The sequence below is a fragment of the Kutzneria sp. 744 genome (assembly GCF_000568255.1).
Classification (GTDB): domain Bacteria; phylum Actinomycetota; class Actinomycetes; order Mycobacteriales; family Pseudonocardiaceae; genus Kutzneria.
The window spans coordinates 4,454,171-4,479,025 of record NZ_KK037166.1 but is presented as its reverse complement, the minus strand read 5'-3'; the positions used below and the strand labels follow the sequence as shown (position 1 = coordinate 4,479,025).

The 24,855-nt window shown below is 69.7% G+C and carries 17 protein-coding genes and 1 pseudogene; 11 read left to right on the top strand and 7 right to left on the bottom strand.

From position 1 onward, the window contains the following. Positions 1 to 188: 188 nt before the first annotated feature. From KUTG_RS20150 to KUTG_RS20135, 6 genes and pseudogenes are all read right to left on the bottom strand, one after another. Positions 189 to 2,471: an ATP-binding protein gene (locus KUTG_RS20150; protein WP_052395036.1), complete on the bottom strand. Its 2,283-nt coding sequence runs from the start codon at positions 2,469 to 2,471 to the stop codon at positions 189 to 191. Positions 2,472 to 3,229: 758 nt separating this feature from the next. Continuing rightward, positions 3,230 to 3,754, bottom strand: a complete 525-nt coding sequence (locus KUTG_RS20145; RefSeq protein ID WP_043718795.1) for an aegerolysin family protein — start codon at positions 3,752 to 3,754, stop codon at positions 3,230 to 3,232. Positions 3,755 to 4,237: 483 nt separating this feature from the next. After that, complete coding sequence (locus tag KUTG_RS58745; protein ID WP_157494661.1) at positions 4,238 to 4,621, bottom strand: hypothetical protein; 384 nt, start codon at positions 4,619 to 4,621, stop codon at positions 4,238 to 4,240. A gap of 47 nt (positions 4,622 to 4,668) precedes the next feature. Continuing rightward, positions 4,669 to 4,956: an aldo/keto reductase gene (locus tag KUTG_RS66335; RefSeq protein WP_369794488.1), complete on the bottom strand. Its 288-nt coding sequence runs from the start codon at positions 4,954 to 4,956 to the stop codon at positions 4,669 to 4,671. A 140-nt stretch (positions 4,957 to 5,096) separates the two neighbouring features. Continuing rightward, positions 5,097 to 5,759: pseudogene (locus KUTG_RS20140) on the bottom strand (aldo/keto reductase); the annotation flags it as partial. Beyond that, positions 5,756 to 6,136: a winged helix-turn-helix transcriptional regulator gene (locus tag KUTG_RS20135; RefSeq protein WP_043718793.1), complete on the bottom strand. Its 381-nt coding sequence runs from the start codon at positions 6,134 to 6,136 to the stop codon at positions 5,756 to 5,758. The pseudogene KUTG_RS20140 and the gene KUTG_RS20135, both read right to left, overlap by 4 nt. Positions 6,137 to 6,684: 548 nt before the next feature. Between KUTG_RS20135 and KUTG_RS66330 the strand changes: the two genes are divergently transcribed. The 7 genes from KUTG_RS66330 (at position 6,685) to KUTG_RS20095 (ending at position 17,219) form a co-directional block, all read left to right on the top strand. After that, positions 6,685 to 6,924 (top strand): thiomuracin/GE37468 family thiazolyl RiPP peptide, encoded by a 240-nt coding sequence (locus KUTG_RS66330; protein WP_043718792.1) that lies wholly within the window; start codon positions 6,685 to 6,687, stop codon positions 6,922 to 6,924. A 113-nt stretch (positions 6,925 to 7,037) separates the two neighbouring features. Further along, positions 7,038 to 9,734, top strand: a complete 2,697-nt coding sequence (locus tag KUTG_RS20120) for a lantibiotic dehydratase (protein ID WP_052395035.1) — start codon at positions 7,038 to 7,040, stop codon at positions 9,732 to 9,734. Continuing rightward, complete coding sequence (locus KUTG_RS20115; protein ID WP_043718787.1) at positions 9,735 to 10,715, top strand: lantibiotic dehydratase C-terminal domain-containing protein; 981 nt, start codon at positions 9,735 to 9,737, stop codon at positions 10,713 to 10,715. A 3-nt stretch (positions 10,716 to 10,718) separates the two neighbouring features. Continuing rightward, positions 10,719 to 11,816 carry a thiopeptide maturation pyridine synthase gene (locus KUTG_RS20110; protein ID WP_052395034.1) on the top strand — a complete coding sequence of 366 codons (1,098 nt, stop codon included), beginning with the start codon at positions 10,719 to 10,721 and terminating at the stop codon, positions 11,814 to 11,816. 17 nt (positions 11,817 to 11,833) lie between these two features. Continuing rightward, positions 11,834 to 13,204: a SagB/ThcOx family dehydrogenase gene (locus KUTG_RS20105; protein WP_052395033.1), complete on the top strand. Its 1,371-nt coding sequence runs from the start codon at positions 11,834 to 11,836 to the stop codon at positions 13,202 to 13,204. Beyond that, positions 13,204 to 15,240, top strand: a complete 2,037-nt coding sequence (locus KUTG_RS20100) for a YcaO-like family protein (protein ID WP_043718786.1) — start codon at positions 13,204 to 13,206, stop codon at positions 15,238 to 15,240. The genes KUTG_RS20105 and KUTG_RS20100 overlap by 1 nt, the downstream gene beginning before the upstream one ends. Further along, positions 15,237 to 17,219, top strand: coding sequence for a TOMM precursor leader peptide-binding protein (locus KUTG_RS20095; RefSeq protein WP_043718784.1), 1,983 nt, complete (start codon positions 15,237 to 15,239; stop codon positions 17,217 to 17,219). Before KUTG_RS20100 ends, KUTG_RS20095 begins: the two co-directional genes overlap by 4 nt. Before the next feature lie 644 nt (positions 17,220 to 17,863). Here the strand turns inward: KUTG_RS20095 and KUTG_RS20090 are convergent. After that, a complete protein-coding gene (locus KUTG_RS20090) occupies positions 17,864 to 19,051 on the bottom strand; it encodes a PucR family transcriptional regulator (RefSeq protein ID WP_157494660.1) in 1,188 nt (395 codons plus the stop codon). 203 nt (positions 19,052 to 19,254) lie between these two features. Here KUTG_RS20090 and KUTG_RS20085 point away from each other — a divergent pair, with 203 nt between their 5' ends. From KUTG_RS20085 to KUTG_RS20070, 4 genes are all read left to right on the top strand, one after another. Further along, the gene (locus KUTG_RS20085; protein WP_052395031.1) at positions 19,255 to 21,762 is read left to right on the top strand and encodes a PEP/pyruvate-binding domain-containing protein; all 2,508 of its coding nucleotides are present in this window, start codon (positions 19,255 to 19,257) and stop codon (positions 21,760 to 21,762) included. Then, positions 21,759 to 23,279 (top strand): nucleotidyltransferase domain-containing protein, encoded by a 1,521-nt coding sequence (locus tag KUTG_RS58740; protein WP_043718781.1) that lies wholly within the window; start codon positions 21,759 to 21,761, stop codon positions 23,277 to 23,279. Before KUTG_RS20085 ends, KUTG_RS58740 begins: the two co-directional genes overlap by 4 nt. Next, complete coding sequence (locus tag KUTG_RS20075) at positions 23,276 to 24,244, top strand: SDR family oxidoreductase (protein ID WP_052395029.1); 969 nt, start codon at positions 23,276 to 23,278, stop codon at positions 24,242 to 24,244. Before KUTG_RS58740 ends, KUTG_RS20075 begins: the two co-directional genes overlap by 4 nt. Beyond that, a partial coding sequence (locus KUTG_RS20070; RefSeq protein WP_043730010.1) for a nucleoside-diphosphate kinase occupies positions 24,241 to 24,855 on the top strand: 615 nt, incomplete at its 3' end. The genes KUTG_RS20075 and KUTG_RS20070, both read left to right, overlap by 4 nt.

Sequence of the window (24,855 nt, the reverse complement as noted above, 5' to 3'; positions counted from 1 at the left end):
GCACCTGGTTGTGTCACAGAGCGTGTCAGGCGGCCGTCGCGCGGAGTGCAGCCTGCCCGACATGGCAGAGCGACAACACGGGAGAACTACCTGTTGTCGCCGAACGGAGAGTTGTCAATACGGAGCGTGGTCGACACCGTCGACGATCCTGCGAGCGGTGACCGACGGGAAGGGCGTGGAACAGCGCCCTAGCCCTGGAGGGAACGGGCCTGGTGTTCGAGGTACCAGGAGATGATCTGAATGCGAGAGTTGAACCCGAGTTTGGCCAGGATGTGCTCGACGTGGCCCTCGGCCGTGCGCTGGCTGATGACGAGCGCACCCGCGATGTCGTCGTTGCTCGCCCCCCGGGCGATGAGCGTGGCCACCTGCTGCTCGCGTCGGGTCAGCGGCGGCGTGACCGCAGCGGGCGGCGCCGCCGCCGCTCCTGGCAGCGTCTCGAGGGCGTAGGCCGCCATCTCGTCGACCGTGAGCCTGCCGCCCTCGCGGAAGGCGGCCTCGTACGTCTTCTCACCGAGCCCGCTGCGGGTGCGCCGCTCGCAGTCCTGGTGGTAGTCGAAGATGGGCTTCAACGGCGCCACCGAGGTTCCCATTGACTGCCAGAGTGCATCGGCGGCGCCGAGCAGGGTCGCGGCCCTGCGCTCCCGATGGGCCGCGGTCGCGATGCAGGCCAGTGCCTCCAGGCAGAATGCCGTGCCCCGGGCGTCGTTCAGCCCGCGCTTGAGCCGCAGGCTCTGGTGTTGCAGTTCGGTCGCCCGCCGCAGGTCGCCCTGCTGCCATGCGGACAATCCGAACGCCCACTGCGCGTGTGACCGATGGAGGCGTTCCCCGGTGGGCTCGGTGATCGCCATGACTTCCTGGTGGCATGTCAGCGCGCGCTGCGCGTCACCGGCCACGGCCACGGCCACCAGAAGCGCGTGCAGGGTGTCGACTCGCAGCTTCAGGTCCGGGGACCCGGCCGCGAGCGCCTGTTCGTAGGCCACGATCGCGGCAGGCACGTCGCCGGCCCACAGCGCGAGATGACCGGTGGCGTAGCCCAGCCGACCGAGGCAGTCGGCGTCGCCCAGCTGTTCCGCGAGCGCCTTGCCCTCGGCCAGCAGTGATCTCCCGGTGTCGAAGTCGCCCTGAACGACGGCCAACTGGCTGTCGACCAGCAGTGCCCGGGCGCGATGCACGTTCGGTTCCGTCGCCTGTGCCAGGGCCTGGTTGAGCCAGCGCCTGCCCTCGCTGAACCTGCCGGGGGACGACCAGTAGAAGCGCCAGAGGCACACCGCCATTCGCAACGCGGATTCCGCCTCACCCGGCTCGGTGAGGCAGAACCGCAGCGCGGACCGGATGTTGGGGTGCACCACGTCCAACCGGGCGAGCCAGTACTCCTGCAGTGGGCTCATCCACTCCCGTTCGGCCTGGAGCAGCAGTTCCTCGAACCAGTCGCGATGCCGTTGGCGCAGCCGCGTCCGTTCGCCGGGGTCGCGCAGTTTCGTCTGCCCGAACACCATGAGCGTGCTGAGTAGCCGGTAGCGCGGGCCCCACTCGTTTTTGTCGGTCACCAGGACCGACTTGTCGACCAGTCCGGTGACCAGCTCAAGCATGTCGTCCTTGCGCAGACCTCCGCCGGCGCAAACCGCTTCCACCGCGTCCAGGTTGAAGCTGCCCGAGAAGACCGACAATCGGGTCCACAGCAGCTGCTCGTCCGGCGAGCAGAGCTCGAAGCTCCGTTCGATGCAGCTGCGCAACGTCCGGTGCCGCAACCCAGTGTTGCCGGTGGCGTGGGCCAGCAGCGTGTAGCGGTCGGTCAGCCGGTCCAGGATCTGTTGCGGCGAGAGCACCCGCAGCCACACCGCGGCTAGTTCTATCGCCAGCGGAATTCCGTCCAGCAGTCGGCAGATGTCGGCCACCGCGACGTAGTTGTCCTCGGTGAGACGGAACTCCGGAACCGTCGCGACAGCGCGATCGACGAACAACGTCACGGCCTCGTACCGGGACACTGCCTGCTTCCGCTGCGGTTGTGTCAGGTCCGGCACGGACAACACCGGCACCGGCCAGACGGACTCGCCGGAGATGCCCAGCCGTTCACGGCTGGTGGCCAGGACACGTAGTTTCGGGCAGTCGGTGAGTAACGCGTATACCATTTGTCCGCATTCGACCAGTAGGTGCTCGCAGCTGTCCAATACCAGCAAGAGACGCCGATCGGCCAGATATTCGGTCAATGCGGACAACGGTGGTTGGTACGATTGGTCCCCCAAGCCCAAGGCGCTCGCCACCGTCTGCACCACCAGTGCGGTGTCGCGCAGATCGGCCAGCTCGACCAGCCACACTCCGTCCGGAAAGGCACGCCGCACACCGGCGGCCGCCCGCGCGGCCAGCCGGGTTTTGCCCACTCCGCCGACCCCGGTCAACGTGACCAACCGCGAGGCGGCCAGCAACTGCTTGACCTGGGCCAGTTCGTGTCGGCGACCGACGAAGCTGGTCACGTCGGCGGGGAGGTTCGTCGGTGACGCGCTTCCTGGACATCGGGCCATAATCACGCCATATTGTCATAATTAGGCCGGATGGGGCGAGGCGTCACGAAAAATCTTGGTATGGCAAGAACTGTTGATCGGTCCACCATGTTCGAGACCTCTGCGGACGACTCGTCCATCAATGCCGTGATGGTGAACAACCCTCCGATGCAAGATCTGGAAAGGCTGACCGCGGACAACATCATCAGGCGGACCAGCATCAAGGTCAACTGTACCCGGGTAGGCTCGCCCCGCTGGACTGGGTCGCCGTCGCGGACGCCGGATTCGACCAGGGCGACGTCATCGAGGCGATGCGCCAGTCGCTGACCGTCGAGGACGGCAGGATGTATGTATGCGGAGCCGTTCTACGGCGAGTCCTCTTTCGTGATGTGCCGCAAGGACGCCCTATCGGCCATGCGGGGGATCTGCCGCGCGGCGAGCCCGGCTGGGGTCGCGGAGAAGTGCCGGGGCGTGCATGTGACGCCATGGGGTATACGCGTCACCGGCGCACATGCGCCATCTGGCAACGGTTTTCGTGTCCTACCTTCGTCTGGAGGAAGCCGCGAGAATGTGAGCCGCGAGCGCGCCCGATCGGTCCGTGAGTGAATCCGGTGAGGCAACGTCCACACAAGACCACGGCCTCGGGGGTTCGATCCTGATCGAACCCCCGAGGCCACGGCGTGAGTACTGCGCGTCACTCTCAACTCAATCGAGAAGTGGACCGGTGATGATCAACCAGCTGGTGGGGCGTAGTCGAGGGTGAAGGCCACGCGATCGCTGTTGCCCCCCAAGCCGAGCCACGACACCTGGAACAGGGGATCGGTGCCGTTGGCGTCGTAGTCGTTCTTGCCGAAGTAGGGGTTCTTCCAGTGGACCTTGGCCAACTTGTAGTTATAGGTCGGGTCCGTGCAGCCTGCTGTGAAATAGGTGACGGTTCCCTCGGTTCCCCTGAGGAGCTGGTTTGATTCGGACCCCCACTCGCCGCGGCCCCGCTGGTTGATGACCAGTGGTGGCTCTGTGATCCATGTGCCACTGTCCAGTCGCGCCTCGGTACGTACGAGTGCGCAGTCCACGTTGTTGGTCAGGGCGACGGTGGTGGAGCGCGCCGCCGCCGGGGTGACCGGCTGCTGTGCCTGCCGCGCGGCCGACGCCTGGGCGGGCACAAGGGCCAGGCTCGCCGTGGCGAGCGTGGCGACGAGCGCGGACCAGATGACGACGGGAAGCGTACGGCGGTGTGCCGGATGCGTTGATTTCATGGTAGGGCTCCTCTGTGGGCGGCTTCGACGGTCGCCCCGTGATCGGCCGTTATCGGTCTTGTCTCTGTGGTGTGACTTGTCTCTTGGTGTGAACGATGCGGAATGCGTTGTCGGGTCGCGCCGTGGTCCAATCACCTCCATTGCCGTCGTCGTGCGCGGCAAATCGCGCCGAATCGAAGGGTCGCGCGGTCGGCCACGTTCGATTCGGAATGCTATTCATGGTGATCGCGACCTCACACTCCTCGCCTCGCGTCGATGATCACAAGAGGCCGCGGGGTGATTTTCTGTCCAATTTTGGCCGATGACGCGATTGGCGTTCTTTAGTTGTCATGACAATAGTATTGTTTGATGCCGGGTCGGGTTCTGGCCCCTTTTGTCGGCGAGAATCGGCCGGTAGGCTGGTCGAGCGGAATGTGTGTGGCATTGAGTTGTGAACATGTCGCAGAAAGAACAAGCCGGGGAAAGCCGTGGCCATGCCGGTGATCATGGGGGCGAGGAACCGGAATCGCCGGGAGCGGTGGTGTCCGTCCGGCCGCCGTTGTCGCCGGCCGCGGGGTGTCCGACGTGCGGATGAACCCTCGTCGACCCGCGTGCGCTGATCGAGAAGAGGCGGGCGTCGATACCGAACAGTGCGACCGTGTCCGAGGCCTTTCGGGGTATTTCCACGATTTCCGAGACGACGCCGTGTGTGAGGATTGCGACACGATTGCAGTCCGAACCCGTTCCGAAGAGTCGGCGGCTGAGAGCGCTCACTCCCTCGCGGATGCGGGTCCTTTCCTTTTGCCCGGTGTCCGGTGGCTCGCTTTTCGTCGGCTCACCGTGCTGAGTGTGGTCGTCGCGTGAGACCTGCCGGGTCTGGTCAAACAACCTTGTGACTCCCTTGTTGACAATCAATGTCGGCGTATTTGTGATGATCAGTTTGCTGACAGGTTTTCGCCGACGGAAAGGGGCCGTCCAGCTGGCCCCTGCGCATCTCTCGCTCCTACCCGGGGTCGGGGGACGCCGACGGACGCCAGGGTGGTGCCGTCGACCAGGCGACCGCGTCGGCGACGGCCGCGGCGCTCGTCGAGCTCGATCTCGGCGGCGCCCATGTTGTCCTCGCGGTGGCTGATCGACGAGGTGCCGGGAATGAGCAGGATCTGCGACGACCGGTGCAGCAGCCAGACGAGGGCGAGCCGCGCCGGCGTCGCGCCGTACTCCACGGACAGCGCGGCGAGGGGACTGCCCTGCCCGCTGAGATCGCCATGGCCGAGGGGAAACCACGGGATGAAGGCGATGTGTCGTGCTCGTCGACGTGGCACAGCACGTCCTCGCTGGTCCGGTCGGCGACGTTGTAGGGGTTCTGCACCGCGACGATGTCGGCGATCTCGCGGGCCTGAACGAGTAGGTCGACGGTGACCGCGGGGTGCCCGGAGATGCCGATGTGGCGGATCTTGCGTTCCTTCTGGAGTCCGACGAGTTCGCCGAGCTGGTCGGCGAGCGGCACGGCAAGGTCGATGCGGTGGAGCTGGTAGAGATCGATGCGGTCCAGCCCGAGGTTGCGCAGGCTCATCTCGACCTGCTGGCGCAGGTACGCCGGCCGAGCGAGGGCGACGATGTGCGGCCCGCCGTCGTCGTGGACCCGGTCCGACGGGTCGGAGCGCAGCAGTCCGCCCTTCGTCCCGATGACGAGGTCCTCGGGGTAAGGGTGGAGGGCCTGGCGGATGATCTGCTCGTTGGTGTCGGGGCCGTACGAGTCGGCGGTGTCGATGAAGGTGACACCGAGATCGACGGCCCTGCGCAGCACGCGGACCGCTTTCCCCGGGTCGGTGGGTGGCCCCCAGAAACCGGACTGGTCAGGTGCAGCGCGCCGTAGCCGAGTCGGTGCACGGGTAGGTCCGCGCCGAGGGTGCGGGTCAGGGCGAGCTCTCGTCGAGCTGCGCTCATCGAGGTGTGCCTCCGTGCGGCGCGATGTCCCTGTGTTCGGTGGGCGGTGCCCCGCCGTGCCGGCAGGCGTGACCGTCATCCACGAGTCAGGTGCCAGGAGCCGAGCTCGGCGAGGATCGCCACCAGGTTCTGCCCGGACGGGGTCAGGTGGTACCGCACCTGGACCGACCCCCGGGCCCCGTTCACGTCCCTGGCCACGATGTGCGCTTCCCTCAGGCGACGGAGAACCCTGCTCAGCTGTTTGTTGTCTATGCGCAGCGCGCGTGACAACTCGCTGTAGCGCATTGGGCCGTGGCCCAGCCCCACCAGGACCGGCAGCGCCGACCTGTGCGCGACGGTTGCGATTACCGCGGCGACTTCGCTCCAATTCGCGAGATGTGCCGCCAGGACCGGAACCGTCGCGTCGTCCTGCCACTCCGAGTCCCAGTGTGACTCGGTGGTGTTGGTCGATTTCACGGCACTTCGGTCCTTTGCTGTCGATGCTGCACGAGATGTCCATGGATTGTCTGTGGCGGTTCCTTGGTCAACAAGAGGCCAAGCGCTTGGCCCTGCGGAGCCTCCTCGTGTCGGGGTCGACACGAGGTGCGGCACCGTGGCCGCGCGGCCCACGCACCGTGGCGGTCACGTCCGTGACCACGGGTTCGCGTCCGGCCGGGCAGGCGTAACGCGGTGGCGACCAGGCGCGTTGGGCGGTGGCGGCCCACGCCCAGGGGCCAGCCAGTTGGCCTCTCTCTGGCCGTGATCTTTTTCGTTACAGTCGAACTCGTTCGCTCAGTGGTCAAACGAAAGGTGTTACGCCCTTGTCTTGACCGCCTCGCATTCCCCGATCGGCGTCGTGTCGCCGTTCATTAGCTTGGGATGGATGGTTGGGGCGACAGCCGATTTGCGGTGTTGTCGGACGAGAGGTGTGCCCGATAGGGTGCCTTTAATTGTTGGTGGACCTGTTCTGGGTGGACGTTGATGGATTGTTCAGTTGAAACCGGGAAAGGGAGGAGTGATTCTCAATGGTAACGGAAAAGGTTCAGTACGCCCTCGGTGACCTGTCGATGGATGTCTTCAAGCTGACGGACCGTGGCCTGACCGTCGAGTCGCTGACGGCCGGTCACGGTATGGCCGAGAACGAAGCGTCCAGCTCGTCGCACTGCTCGGGTAGCTGCAGCTGCGGTGGCGGTAGCTGCAGCTGCGGGGACGGCGGCTGGGACGGCGGCTGGGGCGGTGGCCACGGCGGCCACGGCCACTGGTGACGACTAGTCGCTAAGACCGCTCACTAGACCCGCGGGGTCGACGGCCATGGCGCGTCGTCGGCCCCGCGGCTCCCCCGGATATCAGTGTCATCAGGAGATGGAGGAACACAGCCGTGGTGCTGGCCGCGGGTCCGCTGAACGGAAGGGTCCAGGCGCTGAGGGGGTACCGGCTGGAGACTCCGCTTGTCGCCCGTGTCACGGGACTGCCGGCCTCGGTGCTCCGGGAACTGCGCCTGGAGGAGTCATGGGACCTGCTTGACAAGATCATCGACATCGACCGAGGGCTGGCCGTTGCGGCCGAGGCGCTCGAGCAGGCGCTGTTCGACGCCATCGGGAACCTGTCGGAGTCCCCCGTCAAGCCGCGGGTCGTGGCGTTGCGCCGGGCGATCCATCAGGTGCGGGCGCCGCGCAAGGGCGAGTGGAACGAGCAGGTCGCTGCGGCGCTGCCGACCGACCTCGCCGTGGACGTCGAGCGCTGGTTGGCCCTGCTGCGGGATCGGGACCGGTGCCGCGCGCGGCTGCCGCAAGCGCTTGCCGACGAGGTCGAGCGCAAGGAGGAGCCGCTGCGCCGCGCCTGCGCGCACCCGCTGTTCCAGAACGGGTTGCGCAGGGCCAGCCCGGCGTTGTTCGCGGAGATGCACAAGTGGCTCGCCGACGACGGACGCAGGCTGCGGCGACGCACCCTCGTGGGGGTGGCGCGATACCTGTCCAGGGCGGCGGCCAAGACCAGTCCCTACAGCACGTTCACCACGAGCGTGCTCGGCGGCTGGACCGATCAGGGGCCCGCGGTCGGATTCACCGGGGACCTGGCGGTGCAAGGGGTGCTCGAACTCGACCGCGGGGTGCTGGGACGACTGGTCCGCGAGTTGGTCGGCCGGCCTGCCCTCGGGGCCGGCCTGCCCGTCCGCCTCAACCCGAGCGCGCTCGTCGCCGAGGACTCCGTGAGCTTCATCGGGCCCCGCCCGGACGAGTCGATCATCAGGGTGCCGATGTCGCCTGCGCTCGCCGAGTGCCTGCGGGTCGCACGGCACGAGGGCGACCACCGGACGGTGGCCGAGCTGTGTGCGCTGCTGGCCGCGCGGACCGGTGCCGACCTGGCTCAACTGCGCCCGTTCCTCGACCTGCTGGTGGAGATCGGTCTGCTCGAACGCCGGCTCCCGGTCCTCGACCAGTCCGAGCGGCCATTGGCGGAACTGCTCGCTTGGCTGCGGTCGACGGGTGCCGGCGACACCGCCGGCCCGGAGGTGATCGACCTGATCGACCAGTTGCGGGCCGAGTTGGGCCGCCCGTTCGCCTTGGACGCCTCCCCGACCACACGGGACGTGCTCCCGGAGCAGGTGAGCGCGCTCGCGGCTCGCCTCGACCTGCCGTCAACGACGATCGAGCGGATGCGCAAGGCCGTGGCCCACGAGACGTCGATGTTCCCGCACGCTCGGCTGGAGTGTGCCCTGCCACGGTGGCGGCCGGCGTTGGACGACCTGGATGTCGTGCGGCGCTGGTTAGCGTTGCACGACTGGCTGCTGCCGACCCGGCTGTCCATGGCCAGCTACGTCGGCCGGCGGTTCGGCCCGGGCGCCAGGGTGCCGTTCCTCGTTCTGCACCAGGCGATCCAGGAAGATCTCCGCCGTCCGGACGACGAGTGCGAGCCGTGGCTGGTCGCGGTGCGTCCGCTCATCCAGCTCAGCACACCGCCACCGCCCTCGTACCTGGAACGGTCCGGGGTGCCTCGCATCGCGGAACTGTACCGGCTTCGGGTGCGGTCCCTCGACTTCATCCTGTCGGCGACGGACGACACGGGCGTGGCCCGGGTCGCGCCGGACGGTCTGGCGAGGCTCGTCGACAGTTGGCCGTCGTGGGTAGGCGCGCCGGGCTCGGTCGCCTGCTACGTGCAGCCGTACCTGACCGGCGACGACCTGAGGCTCGCGGTCAACATGGTGGGCGGCGGCTTCGGGCGTGGCCGCAGTCGATGGCTGCGGCTGGCCGCCCAGGCGGGCGCGGCGCAGCCTGCCCCAGCACAGCAAGTCCCTGCGCCGTCGCGGATGCGGGGCATGGATCCGGTGGTCGTCGAGATGTCCGGCGTCTTCGACTACTCGGTCAACCTGCGCGCGCCGCTCGCCCCCTATGAGATCGACTACCCGTTCACCACGAGCGGCCGGCCGGCCGGCGAACGGATCCCGTTGTCCGACCTCACTGTGGTGCACGACGCCGAGGCCGACCTGCTCCGGCTGCGCTCCGACCGGCTCGGCGTCCACGTGCTGCCGGCCCACCTGGGCATGCTCGGGGACACGCTGCTGCCCCCGGCCGCCCGCCTGCTGTTGTCGGCGTTCGGACCGTCGCACCTGGTGCACTCCGCCTTCGCGACCGTATATCCGCTCGGTGACGACAGGGCGGGCGTCAGACCCCGCCATCTCCCCAGGGTCGAGATCGGCCGGGTCACCCTCCAGCGGGCCCGCTGGTTCGTCCCCCTTGCCGAGGTGCCGGCCCGGGCCGCCGGCGAGGACGACGCGGGCTACCTGGTCCGCATGGTCGGCTGGCTGCGCGCGTCCGGCATCCCGCAACGCTGCTATGTGCGCGTCATGGATCCCGACTCGGAGTGGCGCAAGCAGTTCTTCTCCAAGGCACGCAAGCCGATGTTCGTGGACTTCGCGAACTTCTTCCTCGGCGCGGCCTTCGAGCACATGCTGAAGGACCGCAGCGGGCTGGTGATCTTCGAGGAGGCGTTGCCGCCACCCGAAGGCGGGTGCGGGCTCGATCCCGCCGACCCGCGCGTGACGGAGTTCATCATTGAGTTGTCCGCGAGTGAGGTGTGAGTGAGCGGGCATGACTGGGTCAGCGCCCATGTGTTCTACCACGGAGATCTGGACGTTCTGGTCGGGGAGCTGATCTCCCCGCTGACCAAGGAACTGACGCGGCGGAGGCTGGCGAGACAGTTCTTCTTCCTGCGCTACTGGGACGGCGGTCCGCACATCCGGTTGCGTGTCCGCCCCGCGCGGGGCCGGTCCGGCATCGAGGTGCGGGAGCTCGTCGAGCGACGCTGCGAGGAGTACCTGCGACGGCGCCCGGCGCCGGACCGCCTCGACGAGCAGGAGTACGCCCGCGTCGCCGCGCAGATGGCGCAGTTCGAGGCGACGACGCCATTGCCCCGCATGTACCCGAACAACTCAGTGGTGTTCATCCCGTACGTGCGGGAGGGTCACCGGTTCGGCGACGGGAAGTCCATCCTGGCCATCGAACGGCATTTCGGCGAGTCTAGCCAGATCGCGCTGGAGATGCTGGCCGCGCGGCCGACACCCGATCAGCGAGCAACGCTCGCGTTCTGCCTGATCCTGCTGACGTGGTTCCTGTGCGTGCCGTCGGCGGCCGAGCTGCGGGCATATCTGGGTCTGTCCTCCGCGGGTGCCCGGACGCTGCTGCCGGGATGGGACGAGCACGCCGCGGGCGAGATGGAGGAGCGCTACCGCCGGCAGTGCGAGCGGCTGCAGGCGATCGCCGATCGGATGCGGGCCGCGACCACGGTGCTGCACCTGTTGCCGCACAAGGGCACGAACACCCTGTGGGCACGGTCGGTGACGCAGGCCCGGGACGTGGTCACGGACGAGATCGCGCTCGGCAGGTTCGTGTCGCGGCGGCCGAACCGCGCTGCGGCCGTCGACACCCAGGCCGCGGTGCTGCGGGTGCTCGACCAATGCGCACATCTGATGTGCAACCGGATCGGCCTCTCGATCGGCAGCGAAAGCGCGCTGCGGTACCTGGCCGGCCGGACCGTTCACGACCTGACCAAGGAGAGCTGAGCCGTGCGGTGGCGCAGCGTGCACGTCTACTACTACGACGACGACAAGACCGACCTCCTTCTGGACGCGGTGCGGCCGCTGTTGCGGGGGCTGGCCCCCGGCGTACGGACCTACTACGTGCCGCATTGGCTGAAGGGACCGCATCTGCGGCTCAATTTCGAGGCCGACCAACAAGTCCACGACGAGCTAGTGCTTCCGACGGTGCGTGAGGTGGTGGGCGGGTATCTCCGCGGCCGACCGTCCACGGCGGTCATCGACCCGCAGCAGCTGCACGTCCAGCACACACGACTGGCCGAGTTGGAACAGGAGCGTGGCGAACTGCTGCCGCTGCGGCCGGACAACTCCATTCACGAGGCGGACTACGATCAGCGGCTGCACGTGCTCGGCACCGCCGCCGCGGCAGACCTGCTCGCCGACTTCTACGTCGACACCACGCCGCTCGCCTTCGACATGACCGAGGCCGTGCGCGGCGGCAGGCAACTGCTGCGACTGGGCTTCGACCTGATGGTGGCCACCGCGCACGCCCTGTCCGGGGTCGGATTCGCGCGGGGGTTCGTGTCGTTCCGTTCACACGCCGAGGCTTTCCTGTCGTGGATGCCCGAGGGCGTGGGGCTGCGCCCCGCCTGGGAGCGGCACTACGAGCAGCACATGGACGCGCTGACCGGCAGGGTTCAGGCGGTGCTCGCCACCGTCGACGCCGCCGGGCCGTGTCTGCCGTTCGTCCGGCCGTGGGTGGAGGTGATGACACCGTACTGGCGACGCGGGTCGGAGCTCATCGAGTCCCACATGCTCAGGTTGGCGCCTGGCCCACGCCCGGACAGCGCGGAGTACGCTGAGCGCCTGCGCCGCAGTCCGCTGCACCGGGCTCGCAAGGACGTGGTGGTGGACCCGGTCTGGTTCGCCAAATACCGACTGATGCTCAACTACACCTACCTGCACCTGACGAGGCTCGGCCTGTCGCCGGCCGAGCGCTTGCTGCTGTGTCATCTCGCGGCCAACGCGGCGGAGGATCTCTTCGGGCGGCCCGCCGCCGAAGTCGCCTTCCCGGCGCCGGGGGATCCGGCCGACCCCCGTGAGCTCGTTCTGCGTGGTACGTCGTGATCGACGATCCCCCTCACATGGCGGTGTCCGAGACCGTGCGGCTGCTCCCCGGCGTGCACTGCGCCATGGGCGAAGGCGGCGAGGTGTTCCTCGTCGCCCGCCCGCGCAGCGAGTCGCTGGGACGGCTGACCGCGGAACAGCTCACGACGCTGCGCCGGCTGGCGAACGCCTGCACCGTGGACGACCTGCTGGGCGACGGGCTCACCACGCGGCTGCTGGAACGGTTGCGGTCAGGAGGTTGGCTCACGACCACGGTCTGGGGCAACGACAACCTGCCGCTGTACACATTGCGGCCACGCCGTCGGCGTCACGGCGCCGGGCACGATGCGGTGCCGGCCCGCGTCATGCTGTCCCGCTTCGCCGTGCTGCGCCGCGACGGCGCGGAGATGCTCGTCGAGTCGGCCGTGGCCACGTGCGACGTGCACGTCCACGATCCCCGAGTGCTGGAATTCGTGGCCGCGTCGTTGACACCGGTGTCCCGGGGCGACGCCCCCGGCCAGCTCTCCGCGGACGTCGGCCGACGGCTGGTCGTGGACCTCTGGCGTGAGGGCTTCCTCACGGACCAGTCGGACGCCGAGACCGACGAGCTGCGACTGGCTCAGTGGAGCGCGCACGAACTGTGGTTCCACCACCGCAGCAGCAAGATCGACGGTACCGGCGGCACCTACTGGGCGAAGGGGCGATTCGACCCGCTGCCCGGCCGGCACAGGCCCTTCGACGGGCCGACCGTCGCCCTGCCGAAACCGGACCTGGGCCGGCTGCGCGCGACCGACCCCACGCTCACGGCGGTGATCGAGGACCGCCGCTCGGTGCGGGAAGGCGACGAGGACAACCCGCTCACGCTCGACCAACTCGGCGAGTTCCTCTTTCGCTGTGCGAGAGTGCGCGGCGTCGGCGTGTACAGCGGTCAGGAGGTCTCCGACCGGCCCTATCCGGCCGGTGGCGGCCTGCACGAACTCGAGATCTATCCCGTGGTGCGATCGGTGACCGGGCTGCACACCGGGCTTTACCACTACGACGCCCACTCCCACCGGCTCACTCTTGGGTCGGCGCATCCGGCCCCGCTGCGGGCGCTGCTGAAGTGGTCCGGCATGCCGCAGGTGCTGCTCGTGGTCACTGCCCGCTTCGGTCGGTTGATGTGGAAGTACGAGGGCACGGGGTACGCCCTGATGCTCAAGCACGTCGGTGTGCTGTACCAGAACATGTACCTCATCGCGACCGCGATGGCGCTGGCTCCCTGCGCGATCGCGGTGGGAGGCAACGATTTCTTCGCCGAGGCGACCGGCCTGGACCCGATGACCGAAGCGAGTGTCGGCGCGTTCACGTTGGGCAGCAGGCGGCCGGCGTCGTCCACCGTCGCCGGCGCCGATCGGAAAGGCAGGTCCTGATGAAACCCCAACTCGCACGGGACGCGTACTTCGCGCCGGTCCCCGACGGGGTGTACTGGCTCACCAACAAGGGACCGATCACGCTGACCGGCAAGACCATCGCCGCGTGGATCGACCGGCTGGCCCCGTTCCTCGACGGGCAGCGGTCCCTGGACGAACTCGTCGCGTACCTGCCGGTGGACCGAGGCGCCTTCGTCAGCGATGTCGTGCGCATCCTGCACGAGCGCGGGCTTGTCAAGGACGTCGCGGCGCGCGGCCTGCCTCCGGACCAGGTGCTCGCGCCGCACGCGGCGGAGGTGCATTTCATCGACGACTTCGTCGACACTGCCGTCGTGCGGTTCGTCCAGTACCGCAACTGCCCGACGGTGTTGATCGGCGCCGGTCGGAGCCTGGTCGCATGCGCGGCCGCCGGGCCGCGGTCGGGCATGGACAACGTCACGGTGGTGGCGACGGACGACTGCGCGACCGACCTCGACGAGCTCACCGGCGTGCTGGGAGGGTCCCGCCGCCGGGGAGTCGACAGGCTGCTGGTCGGCGAGCCCGAGCCGGACCGATTCGAGCGAATGGTCGCCGAAGCCGCCGTGGTCGTGCATGTCTCGGACCGCGCCTCGCTCACCAGGACCCGGCTGTTGACACGAATCTGCCACCAGAGCGGCACGCGGCTCGTGCAGGTGATCATGACCGGCGCCGAAGCGTGGATCGGGTCGCTGCCGTCGACGGGACAGGTCGGTTGGGACGACGCGCGGTTGCGCCTTGCGCTGCCGGCGCGGGAGAACAGCGCCGAGTCGCCGACGCCGGACGCCGCCGCCGTGCTGGCGGACCATGTGTTCCACCGCGTGTTCCGGGAGGTGGTCGGCCTCACCGCCACCGACGAGGGCCGTCCCCAGCTGGCTCGGTTCGACCTGCGGACCCTGCGCACGACGTACCACCGGGTGGTGCGGCATCCGTTCGCAGGTCCGGCGCGGCCACAGACGGCCGGCGAGTTCCGTCACACCGTCAGCCGGCTCAGCCGCGGGCAGCGGCTGGACGAGGAGACGTTCTCGCGCCGAGCCGCCGAGCTCGTCGACGACCGTCTGGGGCCGTTCCGTGCGATCGGCGAGCGGGACTTCGCCCAGCTTCCGCTGCACGTGTCCGAGGTGACCGTCGCGGACCCGGTCGGTCTGCTCGGCGAGCGGCGCGCACCGGTCCCGGTGATCACCGCCGGTCCGAACTTCGCCGCCGCCCGTCACCGCGCGGCGTTGCGCGCGTTCGCCGTCCACGGGTCGCTGTTCGTCGATCCACGTCGGCTGCTGGCCCCGGTCGGCTCCGATGAGCCGACCGGTGGGGACGATCCCGCCGAGGACCTCGTCGCCCTCACCGAAGGCTCCTTGGCGGGCCGGGTGTGGGGATCGCGGTTGACCGACGGCGAACCGTGCGATGTGCCCGCCGAAACCGTGTTTCCCGCGCTGCGTTCCCGGTCGGCCCTCGCCGCTGTGTCCTCCGGGGCCACCGCGGGGTACGACTGGGCCGAGGCCGTGACCGCCGGCGTCGCCGGGCGCTGCCTCGACCTGACCGTCGCCGAACTCGCAGGAGCCGGCCGGCAGCCACTGTCCGTTGTAGACACTCAGTACGCGGACCTCGACGAGCTCGGCCAGCGCTACCGTCGGCTGCTGGCGGTGATCGACGCACCCGTGAAGGTCTACGACGCCACCGGATCGCTCGGTGTGCCCACGTTCGCGTTCTGCCTCGGCGCCGAGAGCGTGTGCTACACCAGCGCTGCCCGGGTGACCGACGCGCTGCGCGACGGCCTCGAACAGGTCCTGCTGGCCTGCCAGGCACGCATGCACGACCAGAACGCCTACGCGCCGCCGCCGGTGCCACAGCTGCCGCCACGGCTGCGCGGTGACGAGCCGGCCCGACAACGCCTGGACACCGAGCTGCGCATCATGGTCGAGGCGCTGCGCAGCAGCGGCCGGATCCCGGTTGCGGTGCCACTCGACCACGATCCCGAGATGAGTGAGGTCATGCCCTACGCCGTGCAGGTGGTGCTGCGATGAGTCCTCGGGCGAGCATCGGTCTCAGCGGTTCCGGGGCGCTGCACACCGTGATCAGGAGACTCCTGGCCGACAATGCCGAGCTCGTGCCGGTCGCCGTCGAGGACCCTGCCGACGGACTCGACCGGTGCCGAGGACTCGTGCTGGCCAGCGACGCCTGGGACACCCGGGCCCACACCGGCGCCCAGACCGCCTGTGCCGTGGCGGGAATTCCGTGGCTTCCCGTCTTCACCAGGCTCGGGCACGCGGTGATCGGGCCCGTGACGCGCCCCGGCGTGGCGGGCTGCGCGAGCTGCGCCGGCCTGCGCAGCAACAGGGCTCGACAGCGAGGGGCGGAACTCGACGCGGTGTGGGGGCGCAACGCCGACGCCTTCGTGAGCCGCCCGTCCTCCTGGCTCACCGCTCTCGGCTGCCATGCTGTCGCCGCCCTGGTGGTCGAGGAGGTGCGGCGGCTGGTCGATGGCTCCGTCCCACCGCGCACCGACAACGCGGTGCTGCACGTGCACTTGGCGGACATCACCGTCACCACGCACAAGTTCCTGCCCGATCCGCTGTGCCCGGCGTGCGGCTCCCTGCCCGACGACACGGCGGAGCGAGCCGAGATCACCCTGTCTCCGCGACCGAAGCCGGCGCCGGACGCCTACCGGCTGCGGTCGGTCGCCGCCGAGCGGGACGAGCTGATCCGAACGTACGTCGACGCCGAGACGGGTCTCATCCGGACAGTGGACATGGGTGACGAGGCAGGGGTCGCGATCGCGGTGGCGCCGATGGGCCTGCGCGGCGGCGGGAACGGCGTGGAATGGAGCTGGGGGCGCAGTGACAGCTACCAGACCAGCGAACTGACCGCGGTCCTCGAATCGCTCGAGCGCTGGGGCGGAATGCAGCCCGGAGGGAAGCGGACCACGGTGCGCGCCCGGTACCCGCAGGTCCGCGAGGATGCCGTCGACCCGCGCTCGCTCGGGCTGTACCCGCCGGAGCGCTACGGGCCGTCGTTCCCGTTCGTCCGGTTCGGTGACGATCTGGAACTGGACTGGGTGTGGGGCTATTCCTTCGCCCGCCGCCGCCCTGTGCTGGTGCCTGAGAGCTATGCGTACTACGGCATCCACCGGGCCAAGCCGCACGAGCCGAGGATCGCGTTCGAAACCTCCAACGGGTGCGCGCTGGGCGGCTGCCTGGAGGAGGCCATCCTGCACGGGATACTGGAAGTCGCCGAACGCGACGCCTTCCTGATGACCTGGTACGCCCGGCTGGCGGTGCCTCGCATCGACCTGGACTCGGCTCGTGACCGACGGATACCGTTGCTGCGCCAGCGGATCGAGGACGAGACCGGGTGGCGGATCCTCGCCTTCGACACCACCGTCGAGCAGCGGATCCCGTGCGTGTGGTTGCTGGCAGTGAACTCACCGGGTGGTGGCGATGTGGCCAGGACGGTGTCCACCGGCGGGTCGCATCTGGATCCGGAACACGCGCTGCGCAACGCCCTGTTCGAGCTGGGGCCGGTCATGAGCGGCCTCAACCAGACCTATCTCGACAACGCCGATCGGGCGCGGCGGATGGCCGAGGACTCGTCGCTGGTCCACCGGATGGCCGACCACTCGCTGCTGTACGCCAGCCCGGCGGTCTTCGACCGCTTCGAGTTCCTGTTCGCATCGAGGGGCCGGCGCACGCTGGCGGAGATGGCCAGCGCCCGCCCGCCGGCCTACAACTTCGACCTGACCAGCGACCTGATCGGCCTGGTCGGGCGCTACCTCGACACCGGGCTGGACGTCGTCGTCGTGGATCAGACGACGCCGGAACACCGGGTCGGTGGGTTCAGCTGCGTCAAGGTGATCATCCCCGGCACCCTGCCGATGACCTTCGGGCACGAGTTCCGGCGGGTGCACGGTCTGCCCCGGCTGCACCGGATCCCGCACGCGCTCGGCTACCGGGACACTCCGCTGCCGCCGGGAGAGGTCAACCCGCATCCGCACCCGTTCCCGTAGCACCTGCCGTGCCTGGCCGGGTGGAGGGACGCTGGTGCTCCCTCCACACGACGTCTTCGTTCGAGGGCGAACTCGCCACGGCGGGTGGCCGAGGTGAATCAGACCATTCGGCGCAGCCGGAGACGAGACCAGGCGACGGACGTTCCACAAAGGAGCATGACCGCGGTTCGCTATGCAGTCCATCACTACCAGCGTGCGGCCTCCACTGGTGCCGGCTGGTCACTTTCTGGGCAGGATCCCCAGACCGGGTGCCGCCACGGGCTTATGCCCGGGCCGCGGCGCAGGTAAGCCGAATGTGTCCGGTCGGGGAGGCCGGGCGCGGACAATGGGATTGGCCAAGTTCCTGCTCACTGCCTGCGCGCAGGGCCGCCGCGGGTGGCTGCCGGGTTGCCGACCGATCTGGAGATCATGTGGATGACTCGCATCGCAGGTGCTCGCATGGATGGTCTCGGAAGGCCGGATGTGGACGTCGGCGGGTATTCGCCAGCGGGCAAGGCGGCCGGGGCCGCGTTCGCGGCGGCGTCTGGCGCCAGGGTGCGGCACTGTGGTGTTCAAGCGACAGCGGGGAAGCCTGCCGGCCGTGGTGTGCTGGGCAGCACGGTCGGATTCGCCTCGTCGGCGACCCGGAAGTCCTATTTGGACACTCAGTTCAGCTGATCGCGCATCCCCAGCACCTCGACGATGTCCAGGGCGAGTTGCAGCTGTGTCACATCGGCCGGCCTGCCCAGGTTGCGGTCCGTCAGCTCCGCCACCCGACGCAGCCGGTAGCCGACCGTGTTGCGGTGGCAGTGCAACAGCATGGCGGCCGCCGCGGGCGAACCATCGTTGTCCAGCCACGCCTGCAAGGTCGTGAGCAGCGTCTCGCGCTCCCGGTGCGCCAGCGACAGGATCCGGCCGAGCACGGCGCCCGCCAAACGCCGCGCGGCGGCGGGCGCCGAGGCGATCAGTAGCGGCACCAACGCCTGGTCGTGTCGGACCACGTCGGTGCTGCCGGGCCGCCCCGCCGACCGGGCGACGCTCGCCTCGGCGAGGGCGGCCCGGGCGCCGTCCAGATCGTGGAAGATCTCGCTCACGCCGATGCGCGTGGTGGCCCGATCGGCGAGCTCCGCGCACAACTGGCCCAGATCGAACCGCGGGCCCAACACGACCACGCCGTGTTCGGCCGCGTGGCTGCGCTGCCACACCGACATGACGCCACGCGTCAGCAACCGGTCCTCAAGGCCGCACAGCGGCGGCCAGCCGCGCTCGTTCTCGCCGGCGACGACAACGAACGTCCCGTCCAACGGCAGTCGCAGTTCGGCGGCCACCTCCGGCGCGCACCCCGGCCCGCCGTGGAACAACGCGTCGAGCGCCTCGGCGTGGGCCCGGCTGTCCTGTCGCATCCGGTGCGGCTCGAGCCTGTCGTACGCATCGGTCACCGCCTGTGACAACGCCTCCACCGCCGACCAGACCCGGCTGGACGCATCCGCCAGCACGGTCTGCCGGGTCTCCGTGGCCATTACCGCCGTTGACACGAACTGGCCACCGATGCGCAGCGCGTGCAGCGCCGCGGTGACCGGAACTCCTTGGTCGGCACGCAGACGTGCGCCCGCCCGCACCTCCGCGAGCGCGGACGCGCTGTCGTCGGCCAGGAACGAGGCGGCGTTCGCGAGCGCCCCTCGGCACATCGCCGCCACTTCCTCCGCCGTCAGCAGCACACCCGGCCGGTATGCCGATTCCTGCTCGGATATCCGGCCGGCCAGTTCGGGAACGAGCTCGTCGGCGCGCCCGCGGACGAGTTGGACCACGCGTTGCACGGCCGGAGCAACGATCCGGCCTCTGACGGACGTCACCCTCGAAGGATAGCCTTGGATCGTCGTCTTTGTGTCAGGGCACAAAGTCCCGCGTCCGATCTCTGTGCGCGCTCCCCTACCGCCGCCTGAGGGGGTGCGCCAGGCTTGAACGAGTCGTCGCCGGCCCCTGTCTCCGGCCCTCTTCCGGGCACAACGCTCTGCTCGGCATTCCGCCCGGTTGCCGCCGCCAGCATGGAGGACGCTTGCCCGCGCAGCACACCACGGCCCGCGAACATCACGGGGCCAAGGCTGTCAACCTGGAATTGTTGCAGCGTAAAGGATTTGCCGTACCCGCCTGGGGCGTGGTCGACGTGGACGTGTTCCGGCGGTTCGCCGCGGCCCGCCACATCGCCGGCGCCATCGGCGCCGCGCTCCGCGAAACCACCTCCGACAATGCCAGCGCGGTCGCGGATCGAATCCGTTTCCTTGTCACCACGGCGGAATTGACGGACGACGCCCGCGACGCCATCGCACGCGCCTGCCGGGACGCCGGCGGCGACACCTTCGCCGTGCGATCGTCCAGCCCGGACGAGGACGGCCCCGTCCTCTCCTTCGCGGGACAGTTCGACACTTTCCTCAACGTCACCGGGTTCCAGGACGTGTGCGCACGGATGCGCGAATGCTGGGCATCCGCCTTCTCCGAACGGGCGCTGCGCTACCGCATGCGCCACGGCCTCGCCCCGACTTCTGTCGGACTGGCTGTGATCGTGCAGGCGATGGTGCACGCCGACAAGAGCGGCGTGCTGTTCACCGCGGAACCGGTCAGCGGCAACCGGCACGAGTATGTGATCAGCGCGACGCGCGGGCTTGGCGACGCGCTCATGTCGGCCACCGCGCCGGCCGACACCGTGCACATCGACGCGGCGACCGGCGCCGCCCGGCGCGACGGCGACATCTGCCTGACGGACGAGGAAGTCATCGCGCTGTGGGGAATCGGGGGCGACATCCGCGACGCGTTCGACACGCCGCAGGACGTGGAATGGGCGATCGTGGGCGACCGGCTGTGGCTGGTGCAGTGCCGCCCGATCACTACGCCGCTCGACGGCGAATTGCGGATCTGGGACAACGCCAACATCATCGAGAGCTTCAGCGGCCTCACCTCACCGCTGACCTACAGCTTCGCCGCGGACGTGTACGCGCACGTGTATCAGGAGTACGCGCGTGCGTTGCTGCTGCCGCACAGCGTGCGCCGACAGTTGGCGGACTGGCTGCCGGCCATGCTCGGGTACTTCCACGGCCGCGTCTACTACAACCTGCTGCACTGGTACCGGATGGTTCGGCTTGTGCCGGCCTATCGGCTCAACCGCAAGGTGCTCGAGGTGTCCCTCGGCGTGGCGCCGCTCGACGACGAGATCGCCGACGGCCTGCGTCCCTACCGGCGGTCGTCGCCGCTGGTGCCGTTGGTGTCCGGTGCCGCGTTCGCCGTGCGATTCCTGACGATCGGGCGCTCGGTGCGCCGGTTCTGTCGGGAATTCGACGCCGCCGCAACGGCATTCGCCCACGCCGACTACGATGGCATGTCGTGTGACCGGGTGTACCGCCGATTGCGGCTGCTACAGCGGGAACTCATCGAACGCTGGGGCCCGATGATGGTCCTGGACGCCGCGCTGCTGCTGTCGATCGGTGTGCTGCACCTGTTGACCCGCCGGTGGTTGCCGGCCGCACCCGACTGGTTCTTCTGGGCGGCCGCCGGGCCCGGGCCGGAGGTGGAATCCGCCGAACCGGTGACCGCCTTGCGCCGGCTGGCCGCCCAACTGCACGCGGATCCGGAGCTGGTCACGCTGGTCCTACACACGCCGGCCGGCCAGGTGCAGGCGCGGCTGGCTGCCGAGGGGCGGCAGGAGTTCCTCGCGGCGGTCGACGACTACATCGCGCGGTTCGGATTCCGCGGTGTGGACGAGCTGAAGCTGGAGACGCCGGACCTGACCGAGGATCCCTCGGCGCTGTTCGCAATGCTGCGGGAGGAGCCAGCGGCCGAGGAGGCCACACGCGGTGATGTTGACGGCTACCTCGACACGGTCCTGTCCGGACCGCGCCGGATCGTCTACGACGTCGTGCGGCGCAAGGTCTCCGCCGGCATGAGAGACCGGGAGCGGCTGCGTTGGCGGCGGACGCGAGCGTTCGGCGTTGCCCGGCGAATGCTGCGCGCCATCGGCAAGGACCTGGCCAGGCTCGGTGCACTCGACGATTGGCACGACGTGTTCCTGCTGCGGTTGGAGGAGGTCCGTGGGTGCTGCGAGGGGACGATCGCGCACACCGAGCTCAAGCCGGTCGTGCGGCTGCGCCGCGAGCAGCGGCTCCGGGACGAGGGCATCACGGCACCGATGCGCTTCGAGACCCACGGGGTGCCGTACTGGCGCGGCAATCTCGAACGCGCGGGATGGGGCACGCGGACCACGACGCCCGAAACGCCGTCACGGATCCTGCGCGGCATGCCGTCGAGTCCCGGCGTGGTCGAGGGCACGGCCGTGCATGCCGGCGCCGGCATCCTGCTGGCCCATCACACCGATCCCGGTTCGGTCGCAGCCCTGTCCGCTGCCTCCGCACTGCTGGTCGAACGCGGCAGCCCGCTCACGCACGTCGCCGTCGTCGCCCGCGAACTCGGCATCCCGACCGTCGTGCAGATCAGCGACCTGCTCGCGAATGTCCGTGCCGGCGCACGGCTGCGCGTCGACGGCGGCGCCGGGCTGGTGGAGGTGCTCGAGCCGTGACGGCAGGACTCACGGACGTCGATGTCGACCAGTTGCTGGCATTGGCCCTGGCGGAGGTCGACGTGCCCGCAGGCAGCGCGGTCGCGCTGGAGGGCTCGATCGCCGAGGGGTTCGGCACTCCCACCTCGGACGTCGACTTCCTCGTGCTCGTCGACGGCGAGGACCAGCCGACGATGCCGACCGTGCTGTTCGTCGGCGGCCGCCGGGTCGAGGTGCGCATGCGGTCCCTGCGCCAGGTGGCCGAGCAGTTCGACGCGGCGCTCGTCGCGCCCGATGCGGATGTCCTCGACCGATGCCAACGGCTGCTCGGAGCCGTGCCGCTGCGGGGCGAGGCCCTGCTGCACCGCGCCAGGGCGTTGCTGCCGGCCGACGTGTTCGCCACGCAGGTGTCGATGTGGTTCGCTGACCGCGCGCGCCACGCGCTGCGGTACGCGCAGGCGATGGCGGAGTTGGAGCAGCCCGACGAGGCGGCCGACTGGGTGAGGTACAGCCTGCTGTACGGCGCGAAGTCGTGGGCGGCGCACCGCGGCGAGACCTACGTGGAACCGAAGTGGCTGTCGGCTCAGCTCGATCGGATCGAGGCACGGGCGGGCACACCTCAGGACCTGGTGCGCCGCTACCGCGCGGGCGTCACCGGCATGGCGGACTGCCTCGACCTCGCCGAGGACTTCGGCGTCACGGGCTGCCGGCCCGAGCCTGGCGGCGTGCGGCTGCGCCGCATCCCTGGGGTGGGCACCTGGCCGATCGGCGACCGCGTGCACGTCATCCGCGACGGCACAGATGTGTTCGCGCTCGACGAGCGCGCCGGCCGGGCGTGGCGGTCGATCGTGTTCGCCCGCCCGCCCGCCCGCGACGTCGACCGCGGTGTGCTCGCGCTGTTCGTCCGCCTCGGCCTGGTCGGGCTGTCGTGGCGCGACGGAGACGCCATCCGGCTGGCCACCCGGCCGATCACGCCGCCGCCCGGCCAGGCCTGTCCGGCGCTGTCGGTGCTCGGCGGCACGACGATCGGCCCGGTCACGCTCGTGCCGCTGCCGGCCGGCCGGTTCTGCGCCGCCGGCCTGGACCTGGTGTGGTCGAACGTGCTTGCGGAGAACGCCCGCGAGGACCTCGTCGGCGCGCTGGCTGCGGGCCGCGACGAGGTCGCCGAGTTCGCTGCGCGAAGGATGGCGCAGGTGGTGTGCCGCGGGCTGTTCAGCGCCGCCGGGATCCACCCGCTGCCGCCCGACGACGCGCTGACCAGGTTGCTGCCCGAGTTGCCGTTCGTCGACGGCTCGGTGGTGGCGCTGGCCCGGCGGGCGGAACAGCCCCCGGTCTCGCTCGGCTTGCTGGACGGACTCGTTGCCCGGGTGCGCGCGTACGTCGGCGCGGCCGGCTTCCCGTCCTCGTTCGACTCCGCCGCCGAATGGCAGCGCACGCTCGAGCTCGGCCACGACTGGCTGCGGCTGGCCGCCCACCTCGACGCCGACCTGCCCATCCAGGACGCGGCGGACCTGCTGGCCCCGAGGGGGACGGCGTGAACGTCATCGTCACCGGCGCGGCAGGTCTGGTCGGGGCCGAGGTCTGTGCCCGGCTCGCCGCCGCCGGGCACGGCGTCATCGCCATGACGCACCGCCGCACGACTGTGGCCGACCAGTCGACGACACCGTTCACGCGCCTGGCTGTCGACATCACCCGACCCGATCTCGGGCTGACGCCGAGACAGGTCGACCAACTCTGCGGCGGCCGATGCACCGTCGTGCACGCCGCAGCCGTGACTGAGTTCGGCCGCGACGACGGCGTGTACGACGCCGTCAACGTCCGTGGCACGGCGCACGTGCTGGCGCTGGCGCGTCGGGGCGAGATGCCGTTCGTGCATGTCAGCACCGCGTACGTGTGCGGCGAGCACGATGGGTCCTTCGCCAACGGCTACGAGCGCAGCAAGGCCGCCGCCGAGAGCCTGGTCCACGGCAGCGGGCTGGATGTTGTGGTGATCCGGCCGAGCATCGTGGTCGGCACGGAGTCCACCGGCGCGATCCGCGTCTTCCGCAACATCTACGTGATGCTCCGGCTGATCGCCGAGGGCAAGGTCGGCACGCTGCCAGGCCGCTACGACGCGTGCCTCGATCTGGTCGCGGTCGACCGCGTCGCCGACCTCGTCACGGACGCCGCGCACCGGTTCGGCGAGGTCCGTGGGCAGACCCTGCCGGCGATCGCCGGACGCCCCGTCACGCTGCGGGAGTGCTCGGAGGTATTCGCCGAGTACCCCTCGCTCCGCGCGCCTCGGTTCGTTCCGCCCGAGGTCTTCCGGCTGGACACGCTGCCGCCCACGCAGCGTCGCTACCACGACCGGGTCGTCCGGCTGTACGAACCGTACTTTCGTCGCCGGACCACCTTCGACGACAGCGCGACACGGGCCTTCCACCGCCGCCGGCCTGCGCTCACCGGCGTGGCGCACCTGCGGCGGCTGCTGGACTACTGCCTGGCGATCGGTTACCTGCGATGAGCGACGTCTACGTGGACGACTGCGTTGCGCAGTTGGACCGGCTCGGGGTCGATCCGACGGCGTTCGGCCGGACGCACGGCCTGCTGCTGCTCAAGCCGGACGCCGTGGTGGCGCGCCGGCTGCTGCCCGCTATCGACTGGTTGTCGCACCACGGCTTCCGGATCGTGGCCGCGGAGCGGATCGGCCTGGGCCGGCACGCGATCCGCGCCCTGTGGCAGGAACCGTGGCGAGCCGCGACCTGGCAGCGCCGGCGGCTGGCCGACCTGCTCGCGACCGCCACCGATTCGCTGGTGCTCCTGGTGCGCGCCGAAACCGTCGAACCGGTCTGCGTCCGGCTCACCGGCATGAAGGGCGCCGGCGATCCGCGCCGGCGCGAGCGGGGCCAGCTGCGGCACGCGCTCGGCTCGCCCGGCTTCCTGCTCAACATGGCCCACACCGCCGACGAACCGGCCGACGTGTTGCGGGAGTTGGCCATCTACTTCGACACCGACGAGCTGCACTGGGTGCTGCGCGGCGCGCTCGCCGACAACGACCGGTCCGTGCGCGCCAGGCAACTCGCCGCCGAGCTGTACGCGCGATTCCCGCCGCGGTGCCTCGACCTCCCGAGCGGA